At 50.3% G+C, this 16,507-nt stretch carries 14 protein-coding genes and 1 pseudogene; 13 read left to right on the forward strand and 2 right to left on the reverse strand.

All coding sequences use genetic code 11. The features are described from left to right. The first annotated feature begins 274 nt into the window (after positions 1 to 274). Complete coding sequence (locus RDW05_RS10170) at positions 275 to 1,654, forward strand: sodium:solute symporter family protein (protein ID WP_307978960.1); 1,380 nt, start codon at positions 275 to 277, stop codon at positions 1,652 to 1,654. 351 nt (positions 1,655 to 2,005) lie between these two features. Here RDW05_RS10170 and RDW05_RS10175 read toward each other — a convergent pair whose 3' ends face one another. Next, entirely contained in the window at positions 2,006 to 2,176 is a 171-nt protein-coding gene (locus tag RDW05_RS10175; RefSeq protein WP_293847864.1) for a hypothetical protein, read from the reverse strand. A 153-nt stretch (positions 2,177 to 2,329) separates the two neighbouring features. Here RDW05_RS10175 and RDW05_RS10180 point away from each other — a divergent pair, with 153 nt between their 5' ends. The 12 genes from RDW05_RS10180 (at position 2,330) to rbsB (ending at position 15,625) form a co-directional block, all read left to right on the forward strand. Further along, positions 2,330 to 5,740: a DNA polymerase III subunit alpha gene (locus tag RDW05_RS10180; protein WP_307978962.1), complete on the forward strand. Its 3,411-nt coding sequence runs from the start codon at positions 2,330 to 2,332 to the stop codon at positions 5,738 to 5,740. Positions 5,741 to 5,875: 135 nt separating this feature from the next. Further along, on the forward strand, positions 5,876 to 6,670 hold the full coding sequence (locus tag RDW05_RS10185) for an electron transfer flavoprotein subunit beta/FixA family protein (RefSeq protein WP_304280008.1): 795 nt from the start codon (positions 5,876 to 5,878) through the stop codon (positions 6,668 to 6,670). A gap of 8 nt (positions 6,671 to 6,678) precedes the next feature. Beyond that, positions 6,679 to 6,879 (forward strand): 4Fe-4S dicluster domain-containing protein, encoded by a 201-nt coding sequence (locus tag RDW05_RS10190; RefSeq protein ID WP_307978964.1) that lies wholly within the window; start codon positions 6,679 to 6,681, stop codon positions 6,877 to 6,879. Positions 6,880 to 6,891: 12 nt separating this feature from the next. Then, complete coding sequence (locus RDW05_RS10195) at positions 6,892 to 7,872, forward strand: electron transfer flavoprotein subunit alpha/FixB family protein (protein WP_307978965.1); 981 nt, start codon at positions 6,892 to 6,894, stop codon at positions 7,870 to 7,872. Between the two features lie 32 nt (positions 7,873 to 7,904). Beyond that, a complete protein-coding gene (locus tag RDW05_RS10200; RefSeq protein ID WP_307978966.1) occupies positions 7,905 to 8,099 on the forward strand; it encodes a hypothetical protein in 195 nt (64 codons plus the stop codon). Positions 8,100 to 8,114: 15 nt separating this feature from the next. Further along, positions 8,115 to 9,866, forward strand: a complete 1,752-nt coding sequence (gene pyk / locus RDW05_RS10205) for a pyruvate kinase (protein ID WP_307978967.1) — start codon at positions 8,115 to 8,117, stop codon at positions 9,864 to 9,866. Positions 9,867 to 9,870: 4 nt separating this feature from the next. After that, positions 9,871 to 10,800, forward strand: a complete 930-nt coding sequence (locus tag RDW05_RS10210) for a hypothetical protein (protein WP_307978968.1) — start codon at positions 9,871 to 9,873, stop codon at positions 10,798 to 10,800. 76 nt (positions 10,801 to 10,876) lie between these two features. After that, positions 10,877 to 11,758 (forward strand): ribokinase, encoded by an 882-nt coding sequence (gene rbsK / locus RDW05_RS10215; protein ID WP_009146328.1) that lies wholly within the window; start codon positions 10,877 to 10,879, stop codon positions 11,756 to 11,758. Further along, complete coding sequence (gene rbsD / locus RDW05_RS10220; protein ID WP_009146329.1) at positions 11,758 to 12,156, forward strand: D-ribose pyranase; 399 nt, start codon at positions 11,758 to 11,760, stop codon at positions 12,154 to 12,156. The genes rbsK and rbsD overlap by 1 nt, the downstream gene beginning before the upstream one ends. Before the next feature lie 31 nt (positions 12,157 to 12,187). Next, on the forward strand, positions 12,188 to 13,669 hold the full coding sequence (locus RDW05_RS10225; protein WP_307978970.1) for a sugar ABC transporter ATP-binding protein: 1,482 nt from the start codon (positions 12,188 to 12,190) through the stop codon (positions 13,667 to 13,669). 5 nt (positions 13,670 to 13,674) lie between these two features. Further along, the gene (locus tag RDW05_RS10230) at positions 13,675 to 14,604 is read left to right on the forward strand and encodes a ribose ABC transporter permease (protein WP_307978971.1); all 930 of its coding nucleotides are present in this window, start codon (positions 13,675 to 13,677) and stop codon (positions 14,602 to 14,604) included. Between the two features lie 106 nt (positions 14,605 to 14,710). Then, positions 14,711 to 15,625 (forward strand): ribose ABC transporter substrate-binding protein RbsB, encoded by a 915-nt coding sequence (rbsB, locus tag RDW05_RS10235; protein ID WP_009146332.1) that lies wholly within the window; start codon positions 14,711 to 14,713, stop codon positions 15,623 to 15,625. Between the two features lie 665 nt (positions 15,626 to 16,290). Here rbsB and RDW05_RS10240 read toward each other — a convergent pair. Continuing rightward, positions 16,291 to 16,507, reverse strand: a pseudogene (locus RDW05_RS10240) (hypothetical protein); the annotation flags it as partial.

A 16,507-nucleotide genomic window follows, 5' to 3' on the forward strand; every position in this document is an offset into this window, starting at 1 on the left:
TCCAAAAAGCATACACTAAATATATAAAGGTATAAACTATATTATACAGAAAAAAGCTGTTTTTCGCAATAATAAAGAAGATAGTTTTTATGTAACAATCTGAGCAGAAAGAGCTCGCAAGCGCTTTTTCGCCTGCTGCCGCAGGCAAGCACGCTTGCCGTGGCAATACTTTTTTTGCCTTGTTTTTTGTGTTATACTAATACTAAGCTTTAGAGCATTAATGCTGTCGGCAAAAGGTTTGTAACCGGCAGCTTAAAATATTGGAGGGTTGGATATGCAGCTTACTGCTACACATTATATCAGCCTGGCTGTAACGCTTCTGGTGACGCTGCTCCCAGGGCTTTTGGCAGCCAGAAGGGTGAAGTCTGCTGATGATTATAACGTAGGCGGCCGCAGCTCGGGTGCAGGCCTTGTCGCAGGTACGATTATCGGCACGATTGTCGGCGGTGCTGCTACCGTCGGTACGGCACAGCTTGGCTTCAAGCTGGGGTTGACGGCCTGGTGGTTCACCTTGGGCAGCGGTATCGCACTTTTGCTGATGGCGGCGTTTTATGCTGTGCCCTTGCGCCGCAGCTCGCTGACCACAGTAGCGGAATTTCTCGTTACGGATTACGGCAAGCCTGCGGGGTGGCTGGCGACCTTCAGTGCCTGCGCCGGCATTTTTTTCAGTATTGTAGCAAGTACACTTACGGCGCTGCATCTCATAGCAGGCTTGTTCGGTGTACCGCTTTTGGCTGCAGCGGCCATTGTTATCGCTGTTACCTTGCTGCTGGTGTTTTTCGGCGGCCTCAGCAGCAGCGGTATGGCGGGGATTTTTAAGATTGTGCTGATTTTCGCCAGCATTTTCGTCGGCGGCTTTCTGGCCTACGCTGATATGGGACATTGGCAGGGCCTTACGCAGAGCTTCGCAGCATATCCCTGGTTCAGCCTTTTCGGACGCGGCGTGGAGGACGGTCTTGTCAGTCTCGGTTCGATGATTGTGGGCGTTATTTCTACGCAGACCTATGTGCAGGCGCTGTTTTCGGCGCGCGATACCAAAACTGCAGCTGTCGGCTGCTGTGCTGCCGCGCTGATAGTAATTCCCGTGGGACTGCCGTCGGTAATGATCGGTATGTTCATGCATCTGCATCATCCGGAGATAAATTCTATTGACGCACTGCCGCTGTATCTCGTTACCTATCTGCCGCAATGGCTCGGCGGTATCGGCCTGGGCGCCGTGCTGCTTTCGGCCCTGGGCTCAATCGCAGGCCTGGCATTGGGCGTAGGTACGATGATTTCGCGTGATATCGTCAGCAAAATCTGGCTTAAGGCAACGGCTGCAGGCCAGCTGTGGGCAAGCCGCCTGAGCGTGCTGGCCGTTTCTGTCGCAGCAATGGTGTTCGTCTTTATGCATCTTGATTCGTCGGTGCTGGAGTGGAATTATCTCTCCATGGCGCTGCGGGGCAGCGGTATCTTTCTGCCGCTGACGTTCTGCATCTTCTTCCCGGGCAGGGTGCGCGCTTCCATGGGCGTGGCTGCTATGGGAGCAGGTATTTTTGCGGCGCTCTTCTGGAAGCATATCAGCCCGTGGGAAATCAACAGTCTGCTGCCGGCGCTCGTGTATAATCTGTTCTTTTTACTCATTGGTCTGGCATGGGGCAAGGAAGGTGAATAGAAGCGAAAAAGCTGCTTTTGCGGCAAGCGGTTTGCTTGCAAAAAGCAGCGTGATATGCTATGTTATAGGCAAAGGACAACTGCCTATACGGTGCGTTGCCTTAGTGGAAAATCAGCTCAAGAAGCCACTCCGCCACCGGGCAATGTGTAGGAGTGGTTTTCTTATATTCTGTTGTTTGTTCTAAAGAAAAAGCTGCTTTTACAGCAAGCAGTTTGCTTGCAAAAAGCAGCGTAATATGCTATATTATAGACAAAGGACAACCGCCCACGTCGGTGGGTTGCCAAAGCTTTTATTGCGGAAGAACCGCCCTGTCACCTGGCAAAGTTTAAGGGCGGTTTTCCTATGTCTGGGTTATTTACTGAACTGAAAAATAAATGTCAGCAACGCCAGAATGAATACGCCAAAGGCCATCAGGTCCTTAAAGTCGTAGTTCTTCATAGGCATCACCTCCATTCTATTGGAGAATGATGGCAATGCCCACCCGTAAGCACGATTGTCCAAAGTCTGAATATATTGTAACATAGATAAAGAGAACATACAACGAACGAATTGTGAATTCACGGTTGTATGTTTTTTCGATTTTAGGCAGGAAGTTTATCTGAAATGCTAGAATAGTTTTACATACATTTGCCGCAGGTTTACGCGGCAGCGGTCTTTTAATTTAAGGAGCAAGAGATGACAAAACGCTTTACTCATTTACATGTACATACGGAATACAGCCTGCTGGACGGTGCTTCAAAAATCCCTGAGCTGGTGGCCTATGCCAAGGAGCTGGGCATGGACAGTCTGGCGATTACCGACCACGGCGCAATGTACGGCGCAGTGGAATTTTATCAGGAGTGCACCAAGGCAGGCATCAAGCCGATTATCGGCTGTGAGGTGTATCTGGCGAAGGAATCGCATCTGGAAAAGAATAACCGTGGCATGTATCATCTGATTCTGCTGGCGGAGAACGATACAGGCTACCATAACCTGATGAAAATTGTCAGCATTGGTCAGCTGGAGGGCTTTTACTATAAGCCGCGTGTGGATAAAGACGTGCTGCGTACTTATCACGAGGGCATTATCTGCCTCAGCGCCTGCGTTGCCGGTGAGGTGCCGCAGATGATTCTGCAGGATAACCTGGAGGGAGCACGCCGCTGTATTCAGGAATATATCGATATTTTCGGCAAGGAAAATTACTTTCTGGAAATTCAGGACCATGACCTTGATGAAGAGCACAAGGTAAGCGCAGTGCTGAAGCAGCTGGCGCAGGAGTTCGGTCTTGGCCTGGTGGCGACGAACGATTTGCATTACGTGCAGCAAAAGGATGCTGCGGCGCAGGATATTCTGTTGTGTATCCAGACGACGAGTACGGTAGATGAGCCTGACCGTATGCGCTTCAATAACGACAGCTATTATCTGAAAAGCTATGATGAGATGGAGGCACTGTTCGGTGACGTCCCGGAGGCTTTGAGTAATACTGCAAAAATTGCTGACCGCTGCAACGTGAAGATGGAGTTCGGTCATTTGCTGCTGCCGGAGTTCCCGGTGCCGGAGGGCTTTGACGCTGTGAGCTATCTGCGCCACCTGTGCGAGGAGGCTTTGCCTAAGCGCTATGAGGTTGTTGATGAGAAGGTGCGCAAGCGTCTGGACTTTGAGCTGGATATCATCAACACCATGGGCTACGCCTGCTACTTCTTGATTGTTTGGGATTTTATCAACTACTGCCGTAGCCATGATATTCCGGTAGGTCCTGGACGTGGCAGTGCCGCAGGCAGTATCGTGGCTTATCTGCTGCGCATAACGAATATTGAGCCTTTGCGCTATCATCTGCTGTTTGAACGCTTTCTGAATCCGGAGCGCGTCAGCATGCCTGATATTGATACCGACTTCTGCTACGTAAAGCGCAACCAGGTGTTGGATTACGTGGTGCACCGTTACGGACAGGAGCGTGTAGCGCAGATTATTACCTTCGGCACCTTGCAGGCGCGCGCGGCAGTGCGCGACGTGGGCAAGGCGTTGGGCATGAGCTACAGTGCAGTTGATGAAATTGCCAAGCTGATTCCGCGCGAGGTTGGCATTACGCTGGAGAAGGCACTGAACGGCAGCAAGGACTTCCGTAATGCGTACGACACGCGTCCGGAGGTCAAAAAGCTGATTGACCTTGCGCAAAGCGTTGAGGGCCTGCCGCGTAACGCAGGCACACATGCCGCCGGTGTTATTATCGCACCGCATAATATGAAAAACTACGTACCGCTGCAGCAGGGCAGTGAGGGTGGCGTCATCACCCAGTACGATAAGAATAAGGTAGAAGAGCTGGGCCTGCTGAAGATGGACTTTCTGGGCCTGCGCACACTGACAGTTATCGGTGATTGTATTCGCTTTATCCGCGAAACTACGGGTGAAGAGATTGACATCGATAACATTCCGCTAGCAGATGAGGCGACCTGCGCTATGCTGCGACGCGGTGAAACCTCCTGCGTCTTCCAGCTGGAGTCGGCTGGCATTACCAAGCTGGTTGTGGACCTGGCGCCGGAAAGCTTTGAGGATTTGATTCCGCTGGTAGCACTGTACCGTCCCGGTCCTCTTGGTACCGGTATGGCAGAGGATTTTATCGCCGGTCGTCATGGGCAGCGCACGGCGAAGGTGCTGCATCCGCTGATGGAGCCAATTTTGAAGGATACCTACGGCGTTATTCTGTATCAGGAGCAGGTTATGCAGATAACATCTGCGCTGGCAGGCTTTACGCTTGGTCAGGCAGATATCCTGCGTCGCGCGATGGGTAAGAAGAAGGCCAAGGAGCTGGATTCCATGCGCCAGTCCTTCATCGACGGTGCCAAAAAGCTGCATAATATCCCGGAAGAGCTGAGCGACCAGATTTTTTCGCTTCTGCAGCACTTTGCCGGCTATGGCTTCAACAAATCGCACTCCGTTGCCTATGCGCTGGTAGCCTATGAAACTGCTTATCTGAAGGCACACTGGCGTCCGCAGTTCTATGCGGCCTTCCTCAACAGTATTATCGGTGATGCTGATAAGGTGAGCTGGTATATTAACGTCTGTCGCAATGATAACATCAAAATCCTGCCGCCGGATGTCAACGAAAGCGGTCACAACTTTACAGTACACCAGAATGCATCCATTCGCTTCGGTCTGGCAGGCATCAAAAATACCGGCGATACTGCTGTAGAGGCTATTATCAGCGCCCGTAATGAAGGCGGGCCTTTCGAAAGCCTGGTTGATTTCTGCTGCCGCGTGAATATGCGTGTGGTCAACAAGCGTGTTATTGAAAATATGATAAAATGCGGTGCCATGGATTCCTTTGGTGCCAGACGCTCGCAGCTGCTAGCTATTTTAGAACAGGCGGTTGATTTGGGTGCTGCCTGCCAAAGAGACAGGGCCAATGGCCAACTGGGACTTTTCGGTGATGTGCAGGATTTTGGCGCAAGCGAAATCAGGCTGCCGCAGCTGGATGAATTTCCCAAGCAGCTTATTCTGCAATATGAAAAGGAAATCATCGGCTTTTACGTTACCGACCATCCGCTGAGCGATTATAAAAAGATGCTGGAGCGTTTTATGCCGCTGCACCAGTTTGGTGGGGATACCCAGGTCGCAGACGGACAGTTCGTGCGGGTGGCAGGCATTATTACCAACTGCACTATCAAAACAACTAAGCGCGGAGATACGATGGCTGTGCTGACGCTGGAGGATTTCAGCGGACGCTTCCCGATAATTGTCTTCCCGCAGGCCTACCGCAATAGTGTCAAGGATATTTACGAGGACAGTGTGGTAGCAATTGAAGGACGCTTCAGTGTAGACGAGCGCGAAAGTAAGATTATTGCCAACAGCGTGCGTGTGCTGCCCTCTAAGCCGCCGACAGAAATCTGCCTGCGCATTGAAGCGCATCTGGAAAATCCGCTGATCCAGCGTGAGCTGATGCAGCTGTTCCAGAAATATAAGGGTGATGACTGCGTATACCTGCAGCTGATGGGCTCGCGTAAGCTGATCAAGACTACGCCTAACTTTTGGGTGAACAGTGAAGCACCGGGCTTTGCCGAAGATGTTGTCAAAATTTTGGGCGATAACTGCGTAGTAAAGCGGAACTGAGTATAATTGATTGAGCTATTTTTCATAAACTTTCATGATATACTTGCAAGTTTAAGTGCAAAAATGCTAAAATAAAAAGAAGAATGTAAAAAAGCCGGAGCAGCAGCTCCTGTAATAAGCTTAAGGAGGCAGCAAATGAATATTCTCGTTTGTTTAAAACAAGTGCCGGATACGGCAAAAGTAAAATTTAACCGCGAAACCAATACCTTAGACCGTACGGGTGTAGAAAATATTATGAACCCATATGACCGTCAGGCATTGGAGGTAGCACTGTGCCTGAAGGACAAGGAAGGCGCTAAGGTAACTGTACTGACCATGGGCCTGCCCCAGGCAACCGATATTCTGAAGGAAGCAATCGCTATGGGCGCTGATGACGGCGTTCTGCTGAGCGACCGCGTTCTGGGCGGCAGCGATACTCTGGCAACCAGCCTGGCTCTGGCTGCTGCTGTAAAACATCTGGGTGAGTTCGACCTCGTGCTCTGCGGCAAGCAGGCAGTAGATGGCGATACCGCACAGGTTGGTCCGGAAATGGCTGAGCATCTGGGAATTCCTCAAATTACCGGCGCTCTGAGCCTGAACTTTGCCGACGGCAAATTTGTTGTTGTCCGCGAAAACGAAAATTATCAGATGACCTTGGCTTGTGCAGCACCGCTGCTGGTTACCGTAACCAAATCCGAAAAAGAGCCGCGTTTTGCCAGCATTAAGGGCAAAATGAAAGCTCGTAAGGCACAGATTCCTACTCTGACCGTTGCTGACCTGGATATTGATCCGGCAACCGTAGGCCTGAAGGGCTCTCCGACTAAGGTTAAAAAGGCCTTCACCCCGACTCCGCCTGAAATCAATGGCGAAATCATTACCGAAGCAGATGCTGATGCAGCAGTAGATATGCTGTTTGAAAAGCTGGTTAAGGCAGAGGTTATTACCCGCTAAGGTGAACCATGCTGATAAAAGTAAACAGGCAGCTTTGCTGTGGCTGTGAGGAATGTGTGGCAGTCTGCCCGATGGGGGCTATTGCGCTACGCGAGGGCAGGGCGCAGATTAATATGCAGCAGTGTGTCTGCTGCGGTGCCTGCATCCGCGAATGTCCCATGGAGGCCATAGCTATTGCCGAAACTGACAATACTGAAGATAACGAATAGGAGTGTGTAAATATGTGGGTTATTGCTGAACAGGAAAATGGTCAGCTGATGAATGTTACCTTTGAGCTGTTGGGCGCTGCCAAAGAGCTGTGTGCCAAGCTGGAGGAAAAATGCTGTGCGGTACTGGTGACCGCTGCTGCAGGCGAGTTGCCGCAGCAGCTGATTGCTGCCGGTGCTGACGTTGTTTATGTTATTGAGGATGCTAAGTACGCAGATTATGACACCGAGTTATATACCGATGCTATCTGCCAATTGTCCAAGAAATATGATCCGGCTTCCATTATGTTCGGTGCTACCGATGACGGCCGTGACCTGGCTCCGCGTGTTGCAGCACGTCTGCATACCGGCCTGTGCGCTGACTGCACCGCTCTTGATGTAACCGATGACAAGCTTGTTGCCTGGACTCGTCCTGCACTGGGCGGCAACATTTGTGCTACCATCATCTGCGACGTTAACCGTCCGCAAATGGGTACTGTACGTCCTAAAGTGTTCAAACCGGCAGAAATGGACAACACCCGCACCGGTGAGGTTATTGCCTTCACTCCGGAAGCAGGCGCTGTAAGCCGCGTTGAGCTGGTTAAAAAGGAAGCTCTGAGCAGCGAAAACGCTGTTAAGATTGATGAAGCTGACATGATTGCAGCAGGCGGCCGTGGCTTTGGCAGCAAAGAAAACTTTGATGTGCTCGAGCAGCTGGCAGCTCTCTTTGAAAATTCCGCAGTAGCAGGCACCCGTGCCGCTATTGACGAGGGCTGGCTGACTCACTCTCAACAGGTTGGCCAATCCGGTAAATCTGTTACTCCGCATATCTACTTTGCCTGCGGCATCAGCGGTGCTATCCAGCATCTGTCCGGCATGAAGGACAGCGATATCATCATCGCTATCAACAAGGACGCAGAAGCACCGATTTTCACCGTTGCTCATTATGGCATCGTAGGTGATGTTAACGTAATTCTGCCGAAGCTGATTGAAAAAATCAAAGCTTACAAGGCATAATCTTAGACCTGGTTTACGGGAGGCATTCTAGTATGTGGAAAACAATTTATATTGCCCACACTGAGGAACAAGCCAATAAAATAAAACAGTTGCTTACGGAAAACGGCTTCCTGGTACAGCTTAAAAGTTCCGGATGCAAGCATAATAAGGCTTATGAAATCTGCCTGCCGGTTTCGGAGGCAGAGGATGCCTATGAGGTTTTGTGCGAGAATAAGTTTCAGTACTGAGGAGGCGCGGTCCTGATGAAGAAGACGAAGATTATCTGTACAGTCGGTCCAAGCACTGACAATGTCGAGCTTTTACGTAAGATGATGCTGGAAGGCATGGATCTGGCACGCTTTAACTTTTCCCATGGCAACCATGAGGATCATGGCAAAAGGCTGCAGCTGGTGCGCCAGGCAGCAGAAGAGGCAGGTAAGGTAATCGCTACGATTGCCGATACCAAGGGCCCGGAAATGCGTTTGGGCATGTTTGCCGAAAGCAAAGTCCAGCTGAACGAGGGCGATGATTTTTGTCTGACTACGGAAGAATACCTGGGCGACCGCCATATGGCACACGTCAATTATGTAGGCCTGCCGCAGGAGGTAGAAGTCGGCAGCAATATTCTGCTGGCCGACGGACTGCTTTCCTTAAAGGTTGTACGCATTGACGGCTGCAGAATTTATACCAAGGTAGTTAACGGCGGCGAGCTGAGCTCACGTAAGCGCGTGGCTTGCCCCGGCATTGAGCTGAAGCTACCGTTCTTGTCGGAGCAGGACAGGGCAGATATTCTTTTTGCTGTTGAGCATGATATGGATTATATTGCGGCATCATTTGTACAAAAGGCCGATGATGTTATCGCTATCCGTAAGGTGCTCGAGGAAGCAGGCTCTTCTATCGGGATTATCTCCAAAATCGAAAACGAAGCCGGTGTGCAGCATATCGATGAGATTATCGGCGTATCTGACGGCATTATGGTTGCCAGAGGCGACCTGGGCGTAGAGATTCCGACCGAGGATGTGCCGCTGGTACAGAAGGATATCATCGCACGCTGCAATAAGGCAGGCAAGCCTGTTATTACCGCTACGCAGATGCTGGAGAGCATGATTAACAGCTACCGTGCAACGCGTGCCGAGGCCAGCGACGTTGCCAACTCTATTTTTGACGGCAGCGACGTTATTATGCTGAGCGGCGAAACTGCCAGTGGCAAGTATCCGCTGGAGGCGGTGCAGACGATGGCCAAGATTGCTGTGCGCACGGAAAATGCACTTGATTATGTGCATATCTTCCAAAAGAAGGGCATCAGCGAGCGCATCCATTCTACCGACGCTATCAGCCATGCTACCGTACAGATTTCCCAGGAAATAAAGGCCGATACTATTCTTACGATTACGGAATCAGGCTTTACGGCGCGCATGATTGCCAAATATAAGCCTCAATGTACTGTTGTTGCTGTATCACGCCTGCCTGAGCGCGTGCGTGCTATGCAGCTTTATTGGGGTGTGTTGCCGCTTTTGGGACCATACTCTACAAATACTGATGAAATGATTGAGCTGTCTTTGCAGTGTGCTTTGCATCACTCCGTAATCAAGGACGGCGCATCTGTTGTTATAACTGCCGGTGTACCTATCGGTACTCCGGGCAGCACTAATCTGATTAAGGTGGTTACAGTGGGTACAAAGCTGCTTAGCGGCACCGGTATCGGCTGCAAGACTGTCACCGGACGCATCTGCGTAGGCCGCACTGCAGCAGATTTTAAGGAGAAGCTGCAGAAGGGCGATGTCCTTGTGGTTGATGTGCTGAATGACGAGTTTGTACCGCAGGCTGCTGCCAAGGCAGCAGCGATTATCGCTGAAGAGGGCGGCCTGACATCCTCCACCGCCATTGTTGCTGTAACCTGCGGCCTGCCTGTTATCGTAGGCGCGGAAAAGGCAACCTCCAAGCTGGCCGACGGCCTGCTGGTAACGGTGGATCCTGTTTCCGGTGACGTCTACGAAGGCGATATTAACCTGTAGAAATATGGTAACAGAACTTATTTTAGAAACATGTATTGCTCTGCGCGAGGGCAGAGAAGAAAACGCCTGCACAGCTTTTTCGGGTATTATTGCTGAAGCAGCAGATAACGAAGCATTACAAGCAATCAGCTGCTGTCTGCTGGTGGCCTTACGCCACCGGCAACGGCAGCTTTTTACGGCTTGGATGCAGGCAAGCAGGCAGCGTCTGGAGCAGCTGCTGTTCAATCCGCAGCTGGCGCATCAGGGCGGCAGCGTTTTGCTGCAGCTGGCCTTTGCTGTGTGTGACAGGCGTTTGAGCGAGGAGCGCACCGCGCTCGCGCTGCTGGCGCGGCGCTGGCTGCGGACACACGCCGGCGATACTGCAATGCTGCAGGAATTTATGGGCGAATGGCTCAGTTTGGCGGCGCGTATGGCACGCAGACGGTGGCGCGAGGAGACAGCGTTCCTGCTGCGTGAGGCCGGGCGCTGGCTGTTAAAGCAGGATGACCTGCAATTGTATTCCTGGAGTCTGCAGCAGCTGCAGCTGCATTTCGTCGTGTACGCACGCTGGGATGGCTTTGACAAGGCCTGCAGGATGTACAAGGAGCTGACGCTTTTGTATCGTTTGCTGCTGCGGCGTGTTCTGCGCAAGCAGCAGACAGCGCTTTTGCAGCTGCTTTTGCGTCACCTGCGCGATGTAACAGCCAATGTATCGCGTTCAGCGATGCTGGACGATGCTGACATCTTCCGCCAATGGTACAGCTTTTGGTGGCAGCTTACGGCTGAAGACAAGAACGCCAGGGAGGAGCTGCTGCGACTGCTGCAGCTAGTCATAACCTATTGGCAGCAGACCATGCCCAAAACGAGCCGCAAGCAGATAAAGTTGCTCAAGGATTTGTTGCAGCCAAATCTGATTGCCGGCCAATATGCTTTGTTATTACAAAAAATAATCTGAATAAAGACAGCAGCTGCATACTGTGATAGCAGAAAGTACGCTGCTGTAATAATCCTGAAGACAGGAGGTTATAAATATGTCAAAGATTGTCGTAGTAGGTAGCTGTAATATTGATATTACCGTGGAATGTGACCGCTGGGTGCACCCCGGAGAAACTATTTTCGGCAACCGCCTGACCGTTTCTCCCGGCGGCAAGGGTGCCAACCAGGCTGTTGCTGCTGCCCGCCTGGGGGCAGATGTTATGATGGTTGGCTGTATCGGTGATGACGTATATGGTCAGCTGGTGCTGAAGGCTTTGAAGGAAAACAATGTTGATTCCACCTATGTGAAGGTGCTGCCGGGTGAAAACAGCGGTACTGCGCACATTACCGTAGCGGAGGACGATAACACGATTATCGTTATCAAGGCTGCCAATGACCTGGTATCCCCGTCGCTGATTGATGAAGCGTGGGAGGATATCAGCAAGGCAGACATGGTGCTTCTGCAGCACGAAATTCCTGCCGCTACCAATGCCTATGTTATTGAAAAATGCGCAGCGCACGGTGTACCTGTGCTGCTGAACCCCGCACCTGTTGCTCCGGTGCCGCAGGCTCTGCTGGATAAGATTACTTACCTGACTCCCAACGAGCACGAGGCAGCAACACTGTTTGCCGGTAAGGGCAAGGCGGATATCCTTGACCAGAACCAGGGCAAGGTAATTATGACGTTGGGCAGCAAGGGTGTTGCCTATGCGGAAAAGGGCCAGGTTATTACTGTTCCCGGCTTTAAGGTAAAGCCGGTTGATACTACGGGTGCAGGCGACACCTTTAACGGTGCCTTTGCCGTTGCCCGTGCAAATGGCAAATCCATGCAGGAAAGCATCAGCTTTGCCAATGCTGCCGCAGCTCTTTCGGTGCAAAAGCTGGGAGCACAGGGCGGTATGCCTTATTTACATGAAGTAGAGGAGATGCTTAAGTAATGCAAAAGGGTGGAATGTTAAACAGCTCTATTGCGAAGGTGCTGGCTGATTTGGGCCACACCGACACTATCGTTATCGGTGACTGCGGTCTGCCTGTGCCTGCAGGCGTGCAGAAAATCGACCTGGCTCTGAAGCCGGGAACTCCTTCCTTCCTGGAGGTTGTTGAGGAAGTAGCCAAGAATATGGTTATCGAAAAGGTAGAAATTGCAGCGGAAATGGAAGGCAGAAATCCTGCTGTCTACGGCGCTATGAAGCAGCTTTTCACTGAAGAGCAGTGGATTATCGATGCAGACCACGAAGCCTTCAAGGAGGCAACCAAGCATGCAAAATGCATTATCCGCACCGGCGAAATTACTCCTTTTGCCAATGTGATTCTGCACAGCAATGTTTTCTTTTAAAAATTAGCGTAAGGTAGGAATAAGGAAAAGTATGGAGATTGAATTAAGAAATATCCATAAGGCCTTTGGTTCTAATGAGGTGCTCAAGGGTGTTGACCTGAAGCTTAAAAGCGGTGAGGTACACGCCCTGATGGGTGAAAACGGTGCCGGCAAATCAACACTGATGAATATCCTGACTGGTATTCACAAGCAGGATAAGGGGCAGATTTTTGTCGACGGCAAGGAAATCAGCTTCAAAAATCCTCTGGAGGCAGAAGCTTACGGCATCGCCTTCATCCATCAGGAGCTGAATATCTGGCCGAACCTGAGCATTCTGGAAAACCTGTTTTTGATGCACAGCGTAACCAATGGCATGGGTATCCTGGATTTTAAGGCTATGCGTGCTATGGCAGAGCAGAAATGCCGTGAAATTGAAATTGAGCTGCCACTGGATATGGAAGCCGGCGAATGCTCGGTAGGACAGCAGCAGATGACGGAAATCGTCCGTAACCTTCTGCTGGATGCCAAGGTTGTTATTATGGACGAGCCTACGGCGGCGCTGACCGAAAGAGAAACAGAAAAGCTCTTTGAGGTTATGCGCTCGCTGAAAAAACGCGGTGTAGCAATGGTTTATATTTCGCACCGTATGGAAGAGGTTACGCAGAACTGCGACACGATTACCGTTATGCGTGACGGCGTATCTGTGGCAACCAAACCTGTCAAGGAATACAGCATGGAGCAGATTGTCCGCGATATGGTTGGACGCTCCATTACGGAATTTTATCCCGACCGCCGCAATAAGCCGGGCGAGGTGTTGCTGGAGGTCAAAAACTTTGAGCAGCCGGGTGTTTTTCATGATATTAACTTTAACCTGCGCAAGGGCGAGATTTTGGGCTTTGCCGGCCTTATGGGCAGCGGCCGTACCGAAATCATGCGCGCTGTTTTCGGCGTAGATCCTCATGCAGGCGGCGAGCTGGTTTTCAAGGGCGAGCCTTTGAAGATTACCAAGCCTGAGGATGCTATTAAGGCGGGTATGGGCTTCGTAACCGAAAACCGCAAAACAGAAGGCCTTATTCTGGACTTCTCCATTTTGCGCAACATTGCTTTGCCAAGTGTTGACAGCTTTGCCAAAAGCGGTGTCATCAATTTTAATGTTCTTAATAATTTTGCTGATAAAATGGCAAAAAAGCTGGGCGTAAAGACCAGCAGCCTGGACCTTGAGGCCGGTGCGTTGTCCGGCGGTAACCAGCAGAAGGTGGTTATTGCCAAATGGGTTGGCATGCACCCGGAGGTCATTATTATGGATGAGCCTACCCGTGGTATCGACGTAGGTGCAAAACGCGATATATATGAGCTGATGAACGAGCTTACTGCAAGTGGTGTTTCGATTATTATGGTTTCCTCGGAGCTGCCGGAGGTATTGGGCATGAGCGACCGCATCGTCGTTGTCCACGAAGGCCGCATTGCCGGCGAGCTGCTGCATGATGAAGCAGACCAGGAAAAAATTATGACACTTGCAACGGGAGGGCAATAAAAATAATGGATGTAAAAGCAATCTTGAAAAAATCCGGTTCCATAATCGGACTTGTTGTGTTGTTTGTGGTTATTTCCTGCCTCAACAGCAGCTTTATCGACCCCAGCAACCTGAAAAACCTGCTGCGTCAGGTTTCTATCAATGCCTTAATTTCCTTTGGCATGACCTTTGTTATCTTAACCGGCGGTATTGATTTGTCCGTCGGCAGTATTCTGGCGCTTTCCAGTGCACTCATGGGCAGCTTTATCAAGGGCGGTATGGATCCTGTATTCGGTATCGTGCTGGCCTGCCTCATCGGTGCTGTACTGGGCAGTGTCAACGGCCTGGTAATTACCTACGGCAAGGTGGCGCCCTTTATCGCAACCCTGGCGACCATGACCATTTTCCGTGGTCTGACCTTGGTATATACCAACGGCAACCCTATCAGCAGCCTGTCTGAGGATGACCGCTTCCTTGAATTCGGCCAGGGCTATGTTGCTGGTCTGCCGGGTCCTGCCATTATGATGCTGATTATGTTTTTCATTTTGTGGTTCATTCTGCACAAAACTCCGCTGGGACGCAAAACCTATGCTGTCGGCGGTAATGAGAAGGTTTCCTTCATTGCAGGTATCAAAATAAACCGCATTAAAATATTTGCTTATACCGTAACAGGTTTCCTTTGCGGTATGGCAGGCGCAATCCTTACCAGCCGTCTGAACAGTGCTCAGCCTACTGCCGGCACCGGCTATGAGCTGGATGCTATCGCAGCTGTAGTATTGGGTGGCACCAGTCTTTCCGGCGGTAAGGGCCGCATCTTCGGTACCATTATCGGTGCGCTGATTATCGGTACGCTGAACAATGGTCTGAATATCTTAAACGTATCCAGCTTTTACCAACAAGTTGTCAAAGGTATTGTAATTTTGCTGGCTGTGCTGATGGACAGAAAGAAAAACTAAGCGTGATGCGGACGTAAAGCACCGTTCGGTGCTTTTCAGCCGCAGCCTGCTTAATGCAAGTTTTTGTTCGCATAGTAATTTCTAATTCCGGGAGGTATTTTCTCACATGAAAAAAATTTTATTGGTATTAACCTGCATTGTAGCAATGGCTATGATGATTGTCGGCTGCGGCGGCAGCGACAAGAAGGATGCTGCAAAAGGCAACGACAAGAAAATCACCGTTGGCTTCTCCGTATCCACTCAAAACAATCCGTTCTTCGTTTCTCTGGCTAAAGGCGTAGAAGCTAAGGCTAAGGAGCTGGGCGTAACCGTAAAGGTTGTTGACGCTCAGAACGATCCTGCAAAGCAGGCTAATGATATTGCTGACCTGCTGCAGCAAAACATCAGCGTTCTGCTGGTTAACCCTGTTGACTCTGATGCAATTTCTACATCCGTAAAGGCTGCCAACAAGGCTAATATCCCTGTTATCTGCCTTGACCGCAGCGCTAACCAGGGCGATGTAGCATGCCTGGTTGCTTCCGATAACGTAAAGGGCGGCGAAATGGCTGCTGATTACATTATCAAAAAGCTGGGCGAAAAGGTTAAGGTTGCTGAGCTGGAGGGTATCCCCGGTGCCAGCGCTTCCCGTGAACGCGGCGAAGGCTTCCACAAGCTGGCTGACAGCAAGCTGACCGTTGTTGCTAAACAGACTGCTGAATTTGACCGCAGCAAGGGCCTGACTGTAGCAGAAAACATGCTGCAGGCTAACCCGGACATCAAAGCTATTTTCGCTCAGAACGACGAAATGGCTTTGGGTGCAATCGAAGCTGCTAAGAGTGCCGGCAAGCAAATCTTCATCGTTGGCTTTGACGGTACAGCTGACGGCGTAAAGGCTGTAGAAAGCGGCGCTATGAGCGCTACTATCGCTCAACAGCCGGAAATCATGGGCCAGCAAGGTCTGGAAGTAGCTGTTAAGGCTGCTAAAGGCGAAAAAGTAGAAGCTAAGATTTCTGCTCCGCTGAAGCTCATCGAAAAGAAATAATAGCCGCTTAATTTATATTAACCTGACAACTTGAAGCAATAATGCCTCTGCGCGTTCGCGTGGGGGCATTTTGTTTTTTGGAGGCGGTGGGGCGTGAGGATTTGAGGGGCGTCTGTGATGTGTTGGCGCTGGTGTATTGGTTTGGTGTCTTTAGATACTAATGGCTTTTTTTTATCGCATTTGTCAGACAAGAAAAAATACTTTTCAAAAAGTTCACAAAATCGATTTTTCCCTTGTCTGACATTTGGGCATTTTTTTGCCATTAGTAAAGTGAATCTTCTTTTTTCTATCTTCCTTTTTTTAAGCCTATAAAGCAAAAAATCCTGCCGGTGGCATCAAGCTGAAATATCTTATCAACGCCCGTCAGAATATCAAAAATGTTGTGGATACGGAGATAGTACCGCTGCTGAACTTCTGATGCAGGCGCATGTAGCGGAGCGTTCTGCCGATTGTATATAATTACGTTAGACTGGCAATGCACGCAGGGGAGCGGAAGGCAAAGCAAATGCTTTGCCGGTAGCGACTGCACTTCGCATAGCAAGCAAAATACAGTAAAGGCGTTCTACTTAAGTACGGTAGAACGCCTTTACTGTTTAGAGTTCGTATCAAGTTTTAAGTAACTGATTTCATCGTCAATCTGCTTGGTGAAATCAGTGTTAGAGTGGTTAAGCTTCTTCCTTCAGCTTTTCCACATCAGCGAGAGACAAATTTGTCAGCTCCGCAATATCCTGCAGAGAATAGCAGCCCTTAGACAGCATGCGTTTAGCAGTAGCAATGTTGGCATTTGTTACGCCCATAGCTTCACCTTTAGCCATGCCTATAGCTTCGCCTTCAGCAATACCTTCGCGCCGTTCGTCCAACAAACGAGCTTCCATAAGCATA

The organism is uncultured Phascolarctobacterium sp., assembly GCF_902463975.1.
Lineage (GTDB): Bacteria > Bacillota > Negativicutes > Acidaminococcales > Acidaminococcaceae > Phascolarctobacterium_A.

Coding starts and splice junctions, on each gene's coding strand:
- RDW05_RS10170 (WP_307978960.1), top strand. CDS start 275: ATGCAGCTTACTGCTACACATTATATCAGCCTGGCTGTAACGCTTCTG.
- RDW05_RS10175 (WP_293847864.1), bottom strand. CDS start 2,176: ATGTTACAATATATTCAGACTTTGGACAATCGTGCTTACGGGTGGGCA.
- RDW05_RS10180 (WP_307978962.1), top strand. CDS start 2,330: ATGACAAAACGCTTTACTCATTTACATGTACATACGGAATACAGCCTG.
- RDW05_RS10185 (WP_304280008.1), top strand. CDS start 5,876: ATGAATATTCTCGTTTGTTTAAAACAAGTGCCGGATACGGCAAAAGTA.
- RDW05_RS10190 (WP_307978964.1), top strand. CDS start 6,679: ATGCTGATAAAAGTAAACAGGCAGCTTTGCTGTGGCTGTGAGGAATGT.
- RDW05_RS10195 (WP_307978965.1), top strand. CDS start 6,892: ATGTGGGTTATTGCTGAACAGGAAAATGGTCAGCTGATGAATGTTACC.
- RDW05_RS10200 (WP_307978966.1), top strand. CDS start 7,905: ATGTGGAAAACAATTTATATTGCCCACACTGAGGAACAAGCCAATAAA.
- pyk (WP_307978967.1), top strand. CDS start 8,115: ATGAAGAAGACGAAGATTATCTGTACAGTCGGTCCAAGCACTGACAAT.
- RDW05_RS10210 (WP_307978968.1), top strand. CDS start 9,871: ATGGTAACAGAACTTATTTTAGAAACATGTATTGCTCTGCGCGAGGGC.
- rbsK (WP_009146328.1), top strand. CDS start 10,877: ATGTCAAAGATTGTCGTAGTAGGTAGCTGTAATATTGATATTACCGTG.
- rbsD (WP_009146329.1), top strand. CDS start 11,758: ATGCAAAAGGGTGGAATGTTAAACAGCTCTATTGCGAAGGTGCTGGCT.
- RDW05_RS10225 (WP_307978970.1), top strand. CDS start 12,188: ATGGAGATTGAATTAAGAAATATCCATAAGGCCTTTGGTTCTAATGAG.
- RDW05_RS10230 (WP_307978971.1), top strand. CDS start 13,675: ATGGATGTAAAAGCAATCTTGAAAAAATCCGGTTCCATAATCGGACTT.
- rbsB (WP_009146332.1), top strand. CDS start 14,711: ATGAAAAAAATTTTATTGGTATTAACCTGCATTGTAGCAATGGCTATG.